16 protein-coding genes are annotated in these 15,428 nt (G+C 34.6%); 13 read left to right on the forward strand and 3 right to left on the reverse strand.

The window, feature by feature from the left end; genetic code table 11:
* The first annotated feature begins 349 nt into the window (after positions 1-349).
* The 4 genes from ACTJJ9_RS06710 (at position 350) to ACTJJ9_RS06725 (ending at position 4,636) form a co-directional block, all read left to right on the forward strand.
* On the forward strand, positions 350-1,342 hold the full coding sequence (locus tag ACTJJ9_RS06710; protein WP_440768557.1) for a class I SAM-dependent methyltransferase: 993 nt from the start codon (positions 350-352) through the stop codon (positions 1,340-1,342).
* A 442-nt stretch (positions 1,343-1,784) separates the two neighbouring features.
* Complete coding sequence (locus ACTJJ9_RS06715; protein WP_095303448.1) at positions 1,785-2,972, forward strand: acetate kinase; 1,188 nt, start codon at positions 1,785-1,787, stop codon at positions 2,970-2,972.
* Positions 2,973-3,276: 304 nt separating this feature from the next.
* Entirely contained in the window at positions 3,277-4,131 is an 855-nt protein-coding gene (locus tag ACTJJ9_RS06720) for an EcsC family protein (RefSeq protein WP_440768558.1), read from the forward strand.
* Positions 4,124-4,636, forward strand: a complete 513-nt coding sequence (locus tag ACTJJ9_RS06725) for a MogA/MoaB family molybdenum cofactor biosynthesis protein (protein ID WP_440768559.1) — start codon at positions 4,124-4,126, stop codon at positions 4,634-4,636. Before ACTJJ9_RS06720 ends, ACTJJ9_RS06725 begins: the two co-directional genes overlap by 8 nt.
* A gap of 99 nt (positions 4,637-4,735) precedes the next feature.
* Here the strand turns inward: ACTJJ9_RS06725 and ACTJJ9_RS06730 are convergent, their stop codons facing one another.
* Positions 4,736-5,098: a hypothetical protein gene (locus tag ACTJJ9_RS06730; protein ID WP_440768560.1), complete on the reverse strand. Its 363-nt coding sequence runs from the start codon at positions 5,096-5,098 to the stop codon at positions 4,736-4,738.
* A 579-nt stretch (positions 5,099-5,677) separates the two neighbouring features.
* Between ACTJJ9_RS06730 and ACTJJ9_RS06735 the strand changes: the two genes are divergently transcribed.
* The 8 genes from ACTJJ9_RS06735 to ACTJJ9_RS06770 all read left to right on the forward strand — a co-directional run bounded on the left by ACTJJ9_RS06735 (position 5,678) and on the right by ACTJJ9_RS06770 (position 13,465).
* Positions 5,678-6,880, forward strand: a complete 1,203-nt coding sequence (locus ACTJJ9_RS06735) for an argininosuccinate synthase (RefSeq protein WP_145583742.1) — start codon at positions 5,678-5,680, stop codon at positions 6,878-6,880.
* Entirely contained in the window at positions 6,877-8,253 is a 1,377-nt protein-coding gene (gene argH / locus ACTJJ9_RS06740; RefSeq protein ID WP_145583744.1) for an argininosuccinate lyase, read from the forward strand. The genes ACTJJ9_RS06735 and argH overlap by 4 nt, the downstream gene beginning before the upstream one ends.
* 120 nt (positions 8,254-8,373) lie before the next feature.
* The gene (locus ACTJJ9_RS06745) at positions 8,374-8,532 is read left to right on the forward strand and encodes a hypothetical protein (protein ID WP_170944520.1); all 159 of its coding nucleotides are present in this window, start codon (positions 8,374-8,376) and stop codon (positions 8,530-8,532) included.
* A 286-nt stretch (positions 8,533-8,818) separates the two neighbouring features.
* Positions 8,819-9,580 carry an SDR family oxidoreductase gene (locus ACTJJ9_RS06750; RefSeq protein ID WP_440768561.1) on the forward strand — a complete coding sequence of 254 codons (762 nt, stop codon included), beginning with the start codon at positions 8,819-8,821 and terminating at the stop codon, positions 9,578-9,580.
* A 168-nt stretch (positions 9,581-9,748) separates the two neighbouring features.
* The gene (gene ald / locus ACTJJ9_RS06755) at positions 9,749-10,861 is read left to right on the forward strand and encodes an alanine dehydrogenase (RefSeq protein WP_145583749.1); all 1,113 of its coding nucleotides are present in this window, start codon (positions 9,749-9,751) and stop codon (positions 10,859-10,861) included.
* A 151-nt stretch (positions 10,862-11,012) separates the two neighbouring features.
* Complete coding sequence (locus ACTJJ9_RS06760) at positions 11,013-11,693, forward strand: metal-dependent hydrolase (protein WP_145583751.1); 681 nt, start codon at positions 11,013-11,015, stop codon at positions 11,691-11,693.
* An 83-nt stretch (positions 11,694-11,776) separates the two neighbouring features.
* The gene (locus ACTJJ9_RS06765) at positions 11,777-12,031 is read left to right on the forward strand and encodes a hypothetical protein (protein ID WP_186324272.1); all 255 of its coding nucleotides are present in this window, start codon (positions 11,777-11,779) and stop codon (positions 12,029-12,031) included.
* Between the two features lie 117 nt (positions 12,032-12,148).
* Complete coding sequence (locus tag ACTJJ9_RS06770) at positions 12,149-13,465, forward strand: DRTGG domain-containing protein (RefSeq protein WP_095300666.1); 1,317 nt, start codon at positions 12,149-12,151, stop codon at positions 13,463-13,465.
* Between the two features lie 33 nt (positions 13,466-13,498).
* Here the strand turns inward: ACTJJ9_RS06770 and ACTJJ9_RS06775 are convergent, their stop codons facing one another.
* Positions 13,499-13,792: a YtpI family protein gene (locus ACTJJ9_RS06775; protein ID WP_145583755.1), complete on the reverse strand. Its 294-nt coding sequence runs from the start codon at positions 13,790-13,792 to the stop codon at positions 13,499-13,501.
* Positions 13,793-14,067: 275 nt separating this feature from the next.
* Here ACTJJ9_RS06775 and ACTJJ9_RS06780 point away from each other — a divergent pair, with 275 nt between their 5' ends.
* A complete protein-coding gene (locus tag ACTJJ9_RS06780) occupies positions 14,068-15,006 on the forward strand; it encodes a DHH family phosphoesterase (protein WP_145583757.1) in 939 nt (312 codons plus the stop codon).
* A gap of 83 nt (positions 15,007-15,089) precedes the next feature.
* Here ACTJJ9_RS06780 and ACTJJ9_RS06785 read toward each other — a convergent pair whose 3' ends face one another.
* Positions 15,090-15,278 carry a hypothetical protein gene (locus tag ACTJJ9_RS06785; protein WP_095300663.1) on the reverse strand — a complete coding sequence of 63 codons (189 nt, stop codon included), beginning with the start codon at positions 15,276-15,278 and terminating at the stop codon, positions 15,090-15,092.
* Positions 15,279-15,428 lie beyond the last annotated feature (150 nt).

Genomic DNA, 15,428 nt, shown 5'->3' on the forward strand with positions numbered 1-15,428 from the left:
GTCAACTAATTCATTTATTTGACGAAGCATATTATCCTTAGGGACAACGATATCGTAAATACCAGAATATGGACTGAGGTTTAGAGATTGTTGATTGGAGATCATGCGAACACCACCTAGAGTTTATATATCTATTATAAATGAAAAGAGCGAAGGCTTCCTCATAATATCGAGGAAGCCTTCGCTTTATTAAAGATATAGAGACTTTTTCAGTGGCCTCGTTTATGGTGGTCTTTTTTGATGGAAGTAGATTGGTGACCATCTTTTATCCTCGCCAATCTTCTTATTTTTTGACTTGTAGTTAAGCAATGTCTAAAATGGTTATGTATGATGGTGAGGAGGAAATGAAATGAAGACAGTTTCTAAATTAGAAAATTTGTTTGCAGTGATAAATGAAACGGCTGAACTTATTGCGAAGGAATGTCAATTAACTTATATAGAAGCGGTAGCTGAAACAGGAGAAAACATGTTTCAAGGAGCAATTCTCCAAGAGGATATGAGTGAAGTAACTGTAAAAAATATTAAGCGTAAATATGAATCAATCGATATAAATTCCTTTGAGAAGGAAGAAATTCGAAAAGCCTATCAATTAGCAATATTAAAGGGGCTTAAAGATGGGGCTCATCCAAATCATCAAATGACACCAGATACGATTGGGTTATTTTTAGGGTATTTAGTTAGTAAATTTATTGATGGTAAAAAGGAACTTTCAATTTTAGATCCTGCCGTCGGAACTGGAAATTTACTTACTACAATTCTAAATTATCTTTCAACAGTTGAAGAGATAACAAGCTATGGTGTAGATGTTGATGACCTGTTAATTAAATTAGCATATATTCAGGCAAATCTTCAAGAACACCCTATTCAGTTCTACAATCAGGATAGCTTAGAAAGATTATTAATCGATCCTGTAGATGTGACTATTTGTGATTTACCTGTAGGGTATTATCCGAATGATGTAGAAGCATCAAATTATGAACTGAAGGCGGATGAAGGACACTCCTATTCACACCATCTTTTTATAGAACAGAGCATGAAACATACGAAAGAAGATGGATATTTATTTTTTATTGTCCCTAACTCTTTATTTGAAACTAATGAGGCTCCAAAATTAAATCAATATATAAAGAAAGTTGCAATTATCCAAGGATTCATTCAACTGCCTCTATCATTATTTAAGGATGAAAGACATGGTAAGAGCATTCTGATATTGCAAAAAAATGGTGAAGAAAGTAAACGACCAAAGCAAGCACTTCTAGCTAAATTACCAAAATTTTCAAACAAAGAAGCGATGAACTCGATTATGAAACAAATTGACGAATGGTTTAAAGAAAATAAATAGATCTATAAAAAAAGTCTTTCACAAAAGTGAAGGGCTTTTTTCATATTTCCTCGATAGAACAAAAAACAAAAAATACCAATTTTATAAAAATAACCCTTTGAAAACGGTTAATAATAGAGGTTGAATTATAAGAATTATTAGACTTTTAACTGTAAACGATTGCACTTTTAACTACACCTTGAAATGTTGAATTGTCAGTGTTTAAATGAAAAAGATGGATAATAATCGGGAGCTTTTTACAGAATATATATGAAAATGGATAACGGTATGAAGAAGCTTCTTTCATAAAAAGCGCAGTGAGGAAGAAAAATACTGAAGGGAATATGAATCGGAACTAATTAGTAATTGACTTTATTCGCCTTCAGATTAACTCTTCCGACAACATCTGTCTTGATCAACTGAACACGTCCATAGTGCGATAGAAAAAAGGAGAGTAACCATAATGGCAAAAGTAATTGCAATAAATGCTGGTAGTTCATCATTAAAATTTCAACTTTTTGATATGCCAAGTGAAAAAGTTGTAACAAAAGGGTTAGTTGAAAGAATTGGAATTTCAGATTCAATCTTTACAATTTCAGTAAATGATGAGAAACAAACGGAAGTAACTGATATTCCTGACCATGCAGTCGCAGTAAAAATCTTACTTTCAAAATTAACGGATTTAGGAATTATTCAATCATTAGATGAAATCGAAGGTATTGGACATCGTGTCGTACATGGTGGAGAAATATTTAATGATTCGGCAATTATTACGGATGAAACATTGAAACAAATTGAGGACTTATCTGAGCTAGCACCACTGCATAATCCAGCAAATATTGTTGGGATTAAGGCTTTTAAAGAAGTATTACCTAATGTACAGGCTGTTGCAGTGTTCGATACGGCGTTTCATCAAACGATGCCTGAGCAATCTTTTCTATATAGTCTCCCATATGATTATTATAAAAAGTTCGGCATTCGAAAATATGGCTTCCACGGCACATCACATAAGTATGTATCACAACGTGCAGCAGAATTATTAGGAAGACCAATTGAACATCTTCGTTTAATTTCTTGTCACTTAGGTAACGGGGCAAGTATTGCGGCTATTGAAGGTGGTAAATCAATTGATACGTCAATGGGCTTTACACCACTTGCTGGGGTTGCAATGGGAACACGCTCAGGAAATATTGACCCAGCGCTTATTCCATATATCATGGAGAAAACTGGTAAAAATGTTGACGAAGTATTAAATGTATTAAATAAAGAGAGTGGAATTTTAGGTATGTCAGGTATTTCAAGTGATTTACGTGACAATATTCAAGCAGCAAGTGAAGGAAATGAGCGAGCTAAAATTGCTTTAGAAGTCTTTGCTAGCCGGATTCATAAATATATTGGTTCTTATGCTGCAAGAATGTCTGGCGTTGATGCGATTATCTTCACTGCAGGAATCGGAGAAAACAGTTCTGAAATTCGTGAACGAGTATTAAAAGGCCTAGAGTTCATGGGAGTATATTGGGATCCTTCTCTAAATAAAGTAAGAGGAGAGGAAACGTTTATTAGTTACCCACACTCACCTGTAAAAGTTATCGTTATACCTACGAACGAAGAGGTTATGATTGCAAGAGATGTTGTTCGTCTAACACATTAATAAATAGTGAAAGAGGGTGATTCAAAAGGGTCTGACTCCTCCAACTTACACAATACATAGACTAACTATTAGTCGGTATATTGTGTTTGAGGGGGGCTAACCTTTGGTTTTGAGTCGCCCTCTTTTTATTTAAACCACCTAAGAAAACCTCACTATAAATCGAAATATTTCTTTTTGGAGCAAAATTCTACCACTAAAGGAAACTCCTCATTATGTTATGATAAAAACAAAGCAAAAAAATCAATGTTGCTCTTTGTACGCACCTAAAAAAATCATTCATATCGATAATAAGGAGAAGCTGAATATGATGAGTGGAAGCGAAAAATTATTATTAGCAGAAATTGAGAAATGGGAGCAAGAGTTACAAAAAGATATTCGTACAGATGTTGAGCGAACTTTGCATAAATGGATAAATAAAAAAATGAATGAATTACCAGTTTCTGTAAAACGAATCCTCTTTAGTAAGTTTGATAAGTGCTTCTTCCATTTACATTCAATTATCCAAGGGTCTTATAGTCAGCAAGATGCAAGAAATCAAATTCTATTAACAGCGAAATCGTTAGGAGAGGATATTTACCAACTAAAGGATTTACAAAGTCTTTCGATTGATCAGCTGCATTATTTAGCAAATCTCCAAACATCTAAACATCGTATTTATTCGCTTATACAAGGTGGAATGACTGGCACGGGTGGAATCTTACTTTCAGGGGTAGAAATTCCTGCACAAATCCTCATAAATCTTCGAGCTGTTCAATTAATAGCGATGAGCTATGGATATGAAATCAATACACCATATGAAATGATGACATCACTTAAAGTTTTCCATGCTTCCCTTATGCCAAAACATCTTCAATCTGTAGGGTGGAGTGAATTGAAAAATGAAATACATATAGGAGCAGCTCAAGCTTATTTTTATGAAGGGGAAGAAAACCTTGCAAATAATTATGATGTTGAATTTCTTTTAAAGCAAATTGTTAAATTATCAGTCATTGCTTTATTGAAGAAAAAAATAATATCAGGTGTGCCGTTAATAAGTATGATGATTGGCGCAGGTATGAATTATCGTTTAACTCGTCAAGTAACAAACTTTTCAAATATTTATTATCAATACAGAATCATTTTTGAAAAAAATAGTCATGCTGGAGGTTATGATGAGTAGTATAGAGCATAAAAAGGAAGCTCCTCGATTTGTTCAATGCAAAGTAATTACAATAAGTGATACTCGGACGAAACAAACTGATAAAAGTGGGACACTTATAAATCAGATGTTAAGCGAAAATGGCCATAAAGTTGTTGACTATTGTATTGTGAAGGATGAAGAAACACAAATTCGAGAAGCGATCATAGCAGGATGTCATTCAAAGGAAATAGATGCTATAATCACAAATGGTGGTACAGGTATTGCAAAAAGAGATGTAACAATTGAAGCGGTGCAATCGATCATTGAAAAGGAAATCCCTGGATTTGGAGAAATTTTCAGGATGTTAAGCTACCAAGTTGATATTGGCTCATCTGCAATTCTTAGTAGAGCAATTGCTGGTGTATTCAATGATACAGTGATTTTGTCTGTACCTGGATCGACGGGTGCAGTCAAATTGGCAATGGAAAAACTAATTCTTCCTGAGTTGGGACACATAATGAGGGAAGTAACAAAGGATTTATAAGAAGCAAATAGAACGACATAATTTAGGGATGTAAAAGCTAAATTGTCGTTCTTTTTTTTTGTGTAAGAGAATTTGTAAAGGACCTTAAACTAAAATTTATCAATAGTGATATTGATGACTCTCTAGACTTTGCGATGTTTTTGCCTTACGTTTAATGCTAGGAGCTTCTCGAAACCAATTCCATAGGTCATTAATCATCGATGCTAGCTCTGAAATTTCTTCGTTTAATCTGCAGGATTGTTCAAAGCTTTCTTCGTCGTTCAATTCCTCCTGCTTTCGTTTTATTTTAGCTTCAATTTCGCGGATTCTTTCTGGAATTCCACCTCGAATGGTCTCCCATTTTTCGATGATATCTATTTGGGTATTCACACTATAGCAATCCCATTCCATCGTCAATGTAGGAATAAATATTTTTAATCTTTGGTCATACTTAAACACTTCTGAACAATATGCTTCCTCCACTTTGATTGCCGTCTCCTTTGAAATATTATCAGTTTTGTTCTTGCAAATTATATTAATAGTTGGAATACAACCTTCGAGATCCCTACTAAAAGGAGTGTGACACTAGAGATGTCATACAGCCATTTTTCACGGCACTCGTTGCTAAAACACTATTATTAGTATAAGCAACAATGAAAACGAAAACAGCTATTTTTTTGATAATCATAACATTCAGAATCATACTTATCATTTCATTTATTTGTAATGAACGTTGAACATACAAATCAATTATGACAAATATACAATATGTATGAACGAAAAGTGTATAAATACGTATACATTATTATATAGGAAAAATTGTCTCGTTATGAATCAGATAGCGCTGTTATTAGGTTTTGGAGGATAAAGTATTTTCCTTAAGAGTAAGAAGTAGAAATAGAAAAGAGTTGAACAATTTTATTTTTATGCAAACATTTTATAAAAATATGCATTTTTCTATTGACGAAAACAAGATACAGTTGTAAAGTGATACTTACAAAGAAAATGTATTTTTATAAAGGTATATTCATTTTTATACAACAGCCGAGGAGGAACAAATAGATGAAAAAAGTTGTGCTAGCATATTCTGGAGGATTAGATACCTCTGTTGCAATTAAATGGTTACAAGAACAAGGATATGAAGTTGTGGCATGTTGCCTTGATGTAGGTGAAGGGAAAGATACTGCATTCGTCCAACAAAAAGCTCTACAAGTCGGAGCTATTCAATCATATATGATCGATGCGAAAGAAGAGTATGCAAATGATTTTGCTTTAGTCGCTTTACAAGCACATGCACTATATGAAGGGAAGTATCCTCTCGTTTCTGCACTTTCACGTCCTTTAATTGCAAAGAAGCTTGTTGAAATTGCTGAAAAGGAAAATGCTGTTGCCATTGCACATGGTTGTACAGGTAAAGGAAATGACCAAGTTCGTTTTGAAGTTTCAATAAAAGCATTAAATCCTGAACTTGAAGTACTTGCTCCAGTAAGAGAATGGGGATGGTCACGTGAAGAAGAAATTGAATATGCATCAAAACACGGTATTCCAATTCCAATTAATTTAGATAGCCCATATTCAATTGACCAAAATCTATGGGGAAGAAGCAATGAATGTGGTATTTTAGAGGACCCATGGGCAGCTCCTCCAGAAGGTGCTTATGATTTGACAGTGCCATTAGAAAAAACGCCTGATGAAGCAGAAATTATCGAAATTCATTTTGAGCAAGGTGTACCAGTTAAAATAAATGATCAAGCTTATCCATTACATGAATTAATTCTTACATTAAATGAAATCGCAGGTAAACATGGTGTAGGACGGATCGACCATGTTGAAAATCGCCTTGTAGGAATCAAATCTCGTGAAGTGTATGAATGTCCAGGTGCTATGACGTTAATTAAAGCACATAAAGAGCTAGAAGATTTAACATTAGTAAAAGAGGTTGCACATTTTAAACCTGTTATTGAACAAAAGCTAACAGAGCTTATTTATAACGGATTATGGTTCTCTCCATTAAAAAATGCATTACATGCGTTTTTAAAAGAGACTCAAAAATATGTAACGGGTACTGTTCGCGTAAAATTATTTAAAGGTCATGCAATCGTTGAAGGAAGAAAATCAGAGTATTCATTATATGATGAAAAACTTGCAACATATACAAAAGATGATGCATTTGATCACAATGCAGCAATTGGATTTATTGAATTATGGGGACTTCCAACAAAAGTGAACAGCATGGTGAAGAACAATAAGAAGGTGGAAGTATGAAAAAGCTTTGGGGTGGTCGCTTCCAAAAAACCCCTGAACAATGGGTGGATGAGTTCGGCGCATCCATCCATTTTGATCAGGAACTAGTTGAGGAAGACATTATGGGAAGTCTTTCCCATGTCAAGATGCTGGGGAAATGCAACATCTTAACAGCAGATGAGGTAGAGCAAATAACAAAAGGCTTAAAAACATTACTTGAAAAAGCGAAAAAGAAAGAGCTAACGTTTTCGGTCAATTATGAAGATATTCATTTAAATATTGAGAAAATGCTAATTGATGAAATTGGTCCAGTAGGTGGAAAATTACATACGGGTAGAAGTCGGAATGACCAAGTTGCTACAGATATGCACTTGTATTTACGGAAACATGTTTCAATCGTTGTTGAGCTTATCGAAGGATTGCAAAAATCGCTTTTAAATAAGGCTGAAACACATGTTGAAACGATTTTACCCGGATATACCCACCTTCAAAGAGCACAGCCTATTTCTTTCGCTCATCATTTAATGGCTTATTTCTGGATGCTTGACCGTGATAAGCAAAGATTTACAGAATCCTTTAAACGTATTAATATCTCCCCATTAGGAAGTGCAGCACTTGCAGGCACTACCTTTCCGATTGACCGTGAATTTACTGCGGAAACTCTTTCATTTGATGGGATATATGAGAATAGTTTAGATGGTGTAAGCGATCGGGATTTTATTATTGAATTTTTAAGCAATAGCTCACTTTTAATGATGCATTTATCTAGATTTTGTGAGGAAATTATTCTTTGGTGTTCACAGGAATTTCAGTTTATTGAATTAGATGATACGTATGCTACAGGTAGCAGCATTATGCCACAAAAGAAAAATCCTGATATGGCAGAGTTAATTAGAGGAAAAACAGGACGAGTATATGGGAACTTGATGTCGTTGTTAACTATCCTAAAAGGACTTCCATTAGCTTACAACAAAGATCTGCAAGAGGATAAAGAAGGAATGTTTGATACGGTTAAAACGATTGAAGGAAGCCTGCAAATATTTATTGGAATGATAGATACATTAAAGGTGAATAAAGATAAAATGGAAAAAGCTACAAACGAAGACTTTTCTAATGCTACTGAATTAGCTGATTATTTATCAACGAAAGGAATGCCATTTAGAGAAGCACATGAAGTAGTAGGAACACTTGTTTATAAATGCATTCAATTAGGAATATATTTAAAGGATTTATCATTCGAGCAGTATAAAGAAGCTTCAGACTTATTTGAAGATGATTTATATGACATTATAAATCCGTATGAAGCAGTAAGAAAGCGGATGAGTGCTGGTGGTACTGGCTTTGAAATGGTTAAAAAGGCTATTGAGAAGGCAAAAACAACGGTAAATGAATAATAATAGAAGTAGATTACAGGAGAGGGAATTTTATCCTCTCCTTTTATAGTTTATTTTGAATAAGCTCCCTAATTTCAGAGACAATAAGCAAGGTCGAATGAAAAATAAGGAGATGATAATATGAAAGAAAAGAGAGTAACACGACAAACGTATTATTATGATCATCTTGGTGAGCAAGAGACGATACAGCAAATAACAGATGCATATTTTGCAAGTGGTGTTCTTGAGCAGCAATATGAACAAAATTTCTTACAAGAACATCTTCGTCCAAAGGAATAATAGTTTATTTTAGAGGAGTAGAGAAAGTCTACCCTCTTTTTTTATGATACAAGCTCTGCTAAGTTGTACTCCTCGATAATAAAGGTAAGTGTAGTCCTTCATTGAAAATTTTCATACCCTCTACAAGAAATAACAAATTTCCAAGCAACAATATTGTAAAATAGAGTTAAGTTCATTCAAAATAAAATAAAGAGATTTGGTGGATTGTTTTCTTAGCTCCTTCATAACGGGAACATACTCTTTAAAATAGTATAAGGACAAGTTTTAGATGGGGAGGAACTTTATCGTGCGACATGCCCTTATTACGGCAGGATCAAAAGGATTAGGTAAAAAGGTAACAGAGGAGTTTTTAAGAAGAGGTTTTTCTGTTACGGTAAACTATCACCAAGATTTAAATGCTGTAAACGACTTACAAACTACATATGCCCATTTAAGTAATAGACTACTTTTTGTTCAAGGGGATGTAACAAAAAAGGATGACTTAACAAATATGATTGAGCAATCACTCGATCGATTTGGAAGAATTGACTGTTTAATAAATAATGCAGGACCTTACATTTTTGAACGAAAAAAGCTTGCTGATTATACCGATGAAGAGTGGTATCAAATGATTGAGGGCAATTTAAGCTCTGTCTTTCATTTGTTTAAAAGGATTGTACCAATTATGAGAAAACAGAAATATGGTCGAATTATTACATATGGGTTTCAAGGCGCAAATTCTTCACCTGGTTGGTTACACCGATCTGCCTTTAGTGCGGCGAAGGTTGGTTTAGTATCCTTAACAAAAACGATAAGTATTGAAGAAGCAGAGCATCGGATAACAGCAAATATGATTTGTCCAGGAAATATTGTCGGTGAGATGAAGGAAGCTACTATAGAGGAAGCAAGAAGTTCACATGATAACCAAACCCCGATTGGTCGATCGGGAACAGGGGAAGATATAGCTCGTACAATTTCCTTCTTATGTGAAGAAAACTCTGATATGATCACGGGTTCAATAATTGAAGTAACCGGTGGTGTAAATGTCATTCATCGCTTTCATTCGTAGGATTATGAGAGAAGGATATTTTGAATTACAAAGGACACTTTCATTTTAATTATAAATATACATATCCAAATTGAGGAAAACATTTCATTAAACCTTGTTTTTATGAAAACATAAGATAATTTACGGTCATACTGATGATATAAGCATGGTATATGAGGAGGAAACACTATGAAAATTGGTATTCCTGCAGAGATAAAAAATAATGAAAATCGTGTAGCAATTACTCCAGCAGGTGTTTTCCATTTAACAAAAGCAGGTCATGAAGTATTTATCGAAAAAAATGCTGGGATAGGATCGGGCTTCACAAACGATCAATATGTTGAAGCAGGTGGTAAGATTGTTGAAACAGCAAAGCAAGCCTGGGAAATGGATATGGTTATGAAAGTGAAAGAGCCGTTAAAGGAAGAATATCAATATTTCCGTGAAGGATTATTATTATTTACTTACTTACATTTAGCCGCGGAAAAAGATTTAACAGAGGCTTTAATTAATCATAAAGTGATTTCAATAGCATATGAGACGGTTGAACTAGCAAATGGTTCTTTGCCATTATTAACTCCAATGAGTGAAGTAGCTGGAAGGATGGCTGCACAAATTGGAGCACAGTTTTTAGAAAAATCAAAAGGAGGCAAAGGGATACTATTAGCAGGCGTTCCTGGAACGAAACGAGGAAAGGTAACGATTATTGGTGGGGGAGTTGCAGGAGCAAATGCTGCAAAAATCGCTATAGGTCTTGGCGCAGATGTGACGATCCTAGATGTTAACCCAGAGCGAATTAGACAGCTGGATGAATTATTTGGCAATCAGTTAACAGTGCTTATGTCAAATCCACATTCAATAGAAGAAGCAGTAGCTGAAGCAGATTTGGCAATTGGGGCTGTGTTAATTCCAGGTTCAAAGGCTCCGAAATTAGTTGCTGAAAGTGTTGTTGAAAAGATGGAAAAAGGGTCAGTGATTGTCGATATTGCGATTGACCAAGGTGGGATATTTGCAACAACTGATACAATAACAACACACGATAATCCAACATATGTAAAACATGATGTAGTACATTATGCCGTTGCTAATATGCCTGGTGCAGTTCCGCGTACTTCAACATTTGCTTTAACTAGTGTTACTGTTCCATATGCCTTACAAATTGCTTCAAAAGGTTTGAAGAAAGCTTGTATCGAAAATAAAGCATTATTAAAAGGGATTAATACAATGAATGGAAATGTAACATATAAGGCAGTAGCAATAGCTCACGAATTACCTTATGTAGAGCCAACTACTTTACTATAAGCTTTATACATCTATCGAGAATATTGCGTAACAAATTTTTAAAATAAATTGGTCTCTAAATTGGAGGCCTTTTTTGTTTAAAATAGAACTATAAAAAGATATGATAAAATTAGATGTTTTTTGAAAAATAAGAAAAGAAAGGTGATCCCAAATGGAAGTATCTTATCATGGACATTCTGTAGTAAAAGTAATAGCAAACGAAAAAACGATAATGATTGATCCCTTCATTAAGGGGAATAGTTTAACAGATTTATCTGTTGATGATTTAAAGGTTGATGTTATCATCTTAACACATGGTCATAATGATCATGTTGGGGATACGGTCGAGCTTGCAAAGAAAAACAATGCCCTTGTTATTGCTCCGTATGAACTAGCTGTTTTCATCGGTAAACACAATATAAACACCCATCCAATGAATATTGGTGGGGCATATGAATTTGATTTTGGACGTGTCAAGCTTACGCAAGCATTCCATGGTTCTAGCTATGAACAGGAGGATGGTACAGTCGTTTATACAGGGATGCCTTCTGGTGTTCTCTTAACAATTGATAATAAAACGATTTACCATGCTGGTGATACTGCATTGTTCTCTGATATGAAATTAATTGGCGAGCGCCATTCAATAGATGTTGCTTTTTTACCGATTGGAGATAATTTAACTATGGGACCAGATGATGCAGTTGATGCTGCTCTATGGTTAAAAGCGAAGCAAGTTGTGCCGATTCATTACAATACGATGTCAGTAATTAAACAAGATCCAGTTGCGTTTACAGACAAACTTCCAAAGGGTGTTGGAGTACCTTTAAAAGTGGGAGAAAAAATAATTTTATAAGAATATACAAAGAAGTGGAGTGGACATCCACTTCTTTTTTTTATTATCCATGCATACAATATAGCATCAAATGAGGTGAAAGGGTGTTACAATTGAAAAATTTACTTTATGCATTGATTACATTATTCATGCTTTATATCGGTCTCCAACAAATAACATTAACAGGAGATCGGATGCAAACGGTTTTTATAATGAGCTGGCTATGCTTGGCGATTTTTGTCATAAGTGGAAACTTTGCACATTATTTATATGGATCCAAAAAGAAAGTTCAAGGGAGGAATGTTCAAAGGTATAAAAATAAAAAGCAAAAACAATCAAAGGTTTATCTTCGTCAATAGTCATACAGAATATTCATAAATTTATCCTATAAAATGAAACGTTCATTGCGAATCGTTCATACCACCCTTATAATAATAGTTGATATTAGGAAATACCTACAAAAAGGGTGAGGTAGCTTGGCTACGAAGCATGAGCGAATTTTACAATATATTAATTCACTTCCAGTTGGAGAAAAAATCTCAGTAAGACAAATTGCGAAAGAGATAAATGTAAGTGAAGGAACAGCGTACCGAGCGATAAAAGAGGCGGAAAATAAAGGGTATGTTTCAACGATCGAGCGAGTAGGTACAATACGAATTGAAACGAAGAAAAAGGAAAACTTTGAAAAACTAACATATGCAGAGGTTGTAAATATTGTTGATGGACATGTTTTAGGTGGTCGTGCGGGATTACATAAAACATTAAATAAGTTTGTTATTGGCGCTATGAAAATAGAAGCGATGATGCGATATACAGGAGCAGGAAATCTATTAATAGTAGGTAATCGTACGGATGCCCATTATTATGCATTAGAAGCGGGAGCAGCAGTTTTAATAACAGGTGGTTTTGATACTGATGAGAGTGTAAAAAAGCTCGCAGATGAACTTGAGCTACCAATCATATCAACTAGTTATGATACTTTTACTGTAGGAACAATGATTAACAGGGCAATATATGACCAGCTTATAAAAAAGGAAATTGTCCAAGTAGAAGATATTCTTACTCCTTTTGAAAAAACGATATGCCTATCACCTTTTGAAACAGTTGCTACGTGGTACCGACTAAACAATGAAACCGGACACGGTAGATATCCCGTTATTGATCAAAATAACAAAGTTCTAGGTATGGTTACAGCCAAGGATATTATGGGTCATACCCATTCAACTCAAATTGAAAAAATTATGACGAAAAATCCTGTTACTGTTATTGGGAAAACATCTGTAGCGTCAGCAGCTCAAATGATGGTTTGGGAAGGGATTGAAGTATTACCTGTTGTTGATCAGCAAAATAAACTACAAGGAATGATTAGCAGGCAAGATGTATTAAAGGCATTACAAGTCATACAGCGACAGCCTCAAATAGGAGAAAAATTAGATGATATTGTCACAAATCAGTTTGTGACAATTGACGATGAATCTAAGCGGAGTAATATTTTCCGATGTGAGGTTAGTCCACAAATGACAAACCACCTTGGAACGATTTCTTATGGTGTATTTACGACTCTTGTAACAGAGGCGGTAAATCGATATTTACGTGCACAAAAAAAGGGAGATATCATTGTTGAAAATATAACTATTTATTTCATAAAGCCTGTGCAAATGGAAGCTATATTAGAAATACAGCCAAAGATTCTCGAGGTTGGCCGAAAATTTGGTAAGGTTGAAATAGAAGCGTATAGTGATGGAATGGTAGTGGGGAAAGCGATGATGATGGTTCAATTAATCGAAAGATAGAGCAAATTGAGAAGAGATAATCTCTTCTCAATATTATTTTTGAGCCTCTTTTACAACTTGAGGTAAATAGTGCTTATACGCTCGAAACCCCGCCCAGCTACTACCAAAACCTATTAGAAGAAAGACTATGCCGACAATTAACGTGATAGTTGACCGGTTTAAAAACAATTGATTTAGACCGAAACTCGCAACGAATAATCCGAGCGCTATGCTTGCTTTTGCTGAAATCCATTGTTTTTCAACAGGCTTATTAGAACGATAAGCTTTTACACGATAGTACACATAAAAGGAAAGTGAAAATACAATCAATACGACTAAAACTGGCATAAGAATAACCTCCAATATTTTTCCGTTAAAGGGTAAAAACAATTAAAATGATTTTACCATGTCCAATGAAAATATGAAATTAAATAAAACACCTTAACCTAAAACCTCCTATTTATTTTTCACTCTCATTCACCGCGTTTCCTTCTTTTTAATTCGTTCCTTTTATGTTTTAATAACATATAAAGCGAAACTTATCAGAATTTCTATTAGGAGTTTCCTCGAGAAAAGAACTAAAAAGCTTGTTAAAAAAGGAAACCATATTAAAGGAGATACATATGAAGCGACAAATATTAGAAGAAATCAAAGCAAACAATACGATTATTATTCATCGTCATGTAAGACCTGACCCAGATGCTTACGGATCACAATGCGGCCTTGCTGAGTTATTAAAAGCGTCATACCCAGATAAAACAATTTATGTTGTAGGGGAAAGTGACCCAGCGTTAGATTTTCTTTACAAAATGGATATAGTTGAGGATGAGATTTATAAAGAAGCGTTAGTCATTGTTTGTGATACAGCAAACCAGGCTCGTATTAGTGACCAACGCTATAAAAATGGAAAAAAACTTATTAAGATTGACCATCATCCAAATGAAGATCAGTATGGAGATTTATTATGGGTAGATACATCTGCAAGTGCTACGAGTGAAATGATTTATGAATTATTTTTAGAAGGAAAGGAATTTGGTTTAGTCCTAACTAAAAAAGCTGCTAAGCTATTATTTGCTGGAATTGTCGGTGATACAGGACGCTTCCTTTTCCCGAGTACAACAGAGAAGACATTTCGTTATGCAAGTGCTCTTATCTCTGAAGGAATTGAATTTACACCTTTATATAATGAACTATATAAAACAAAACGAAATGTTGCGAAATTAAGCGGTTATGTTCTACAGAATTTTACGTTGAGCTCGTCGGGAGCAGCATCGATGTTTATTACAAAAGATATTTTAGCAGAATATGGTGTCACACCATCTGAGGCATCTCAGTTAGTTGGGATTCTTGGAGACATTGAAGGTGTAAAATCATGGGTGTTTTTCGTTGAAGAGGAAAAGCAAATCCGTGTTCGATTGCGCTCGAAAAATATTGTAATCAATCAATTAGCAAAAAAATATAATGGTGGCGGTCACCCTCTTGCTTCAGGTGCTTCAGTATATAGTTTGGAAGAAGCAAAACAAGTTGTAAAAGACTTAGAAGAGCTTTGCCAGCAAAATTAATATGTAGAGAAGGGTCGGAATAACTTTCCGAACCTTTTTCTATTCAAATATACATTACGCGTAGCTCGAAGGTGATTAAGCGCTTACTTTTCGGCGTTTGGAATAAACCAATAGCCGATTTCGGTAGCATCCTCGTACACATCTAGGTTTAATATTTGAATCTCCTTTTTTATTAATCTCGCTATCTCTGGCGATTCAACATATGCAGTAAACCCCTTTTTAATAATCTCAATTTTCTCCTTTGCAAGCTTTTTGGCAAATATAAGATCCAATTTAATCCCTCCATTCCAATTTAGTAGTCCAATGGCAAAGGGTGTGCATGCTTACTTAAGTTCTCCATAGAAAATTTCGATTAATGGATAATTGACAATAGAATACAAAGTTTTATATTAGTGTAATGCTTGAGAAAATTAGGTGAAAAC

The organism is Metabacillus sp. 22489 (genome assembly GCF_052044855.1).
In the GTDB taxonomy this organism is placed as follows: Bacteria; Bacillota; Bacilli; order Bacillales; family Bacillaceae; genus Metabacillus; species Metabacillus niabensis.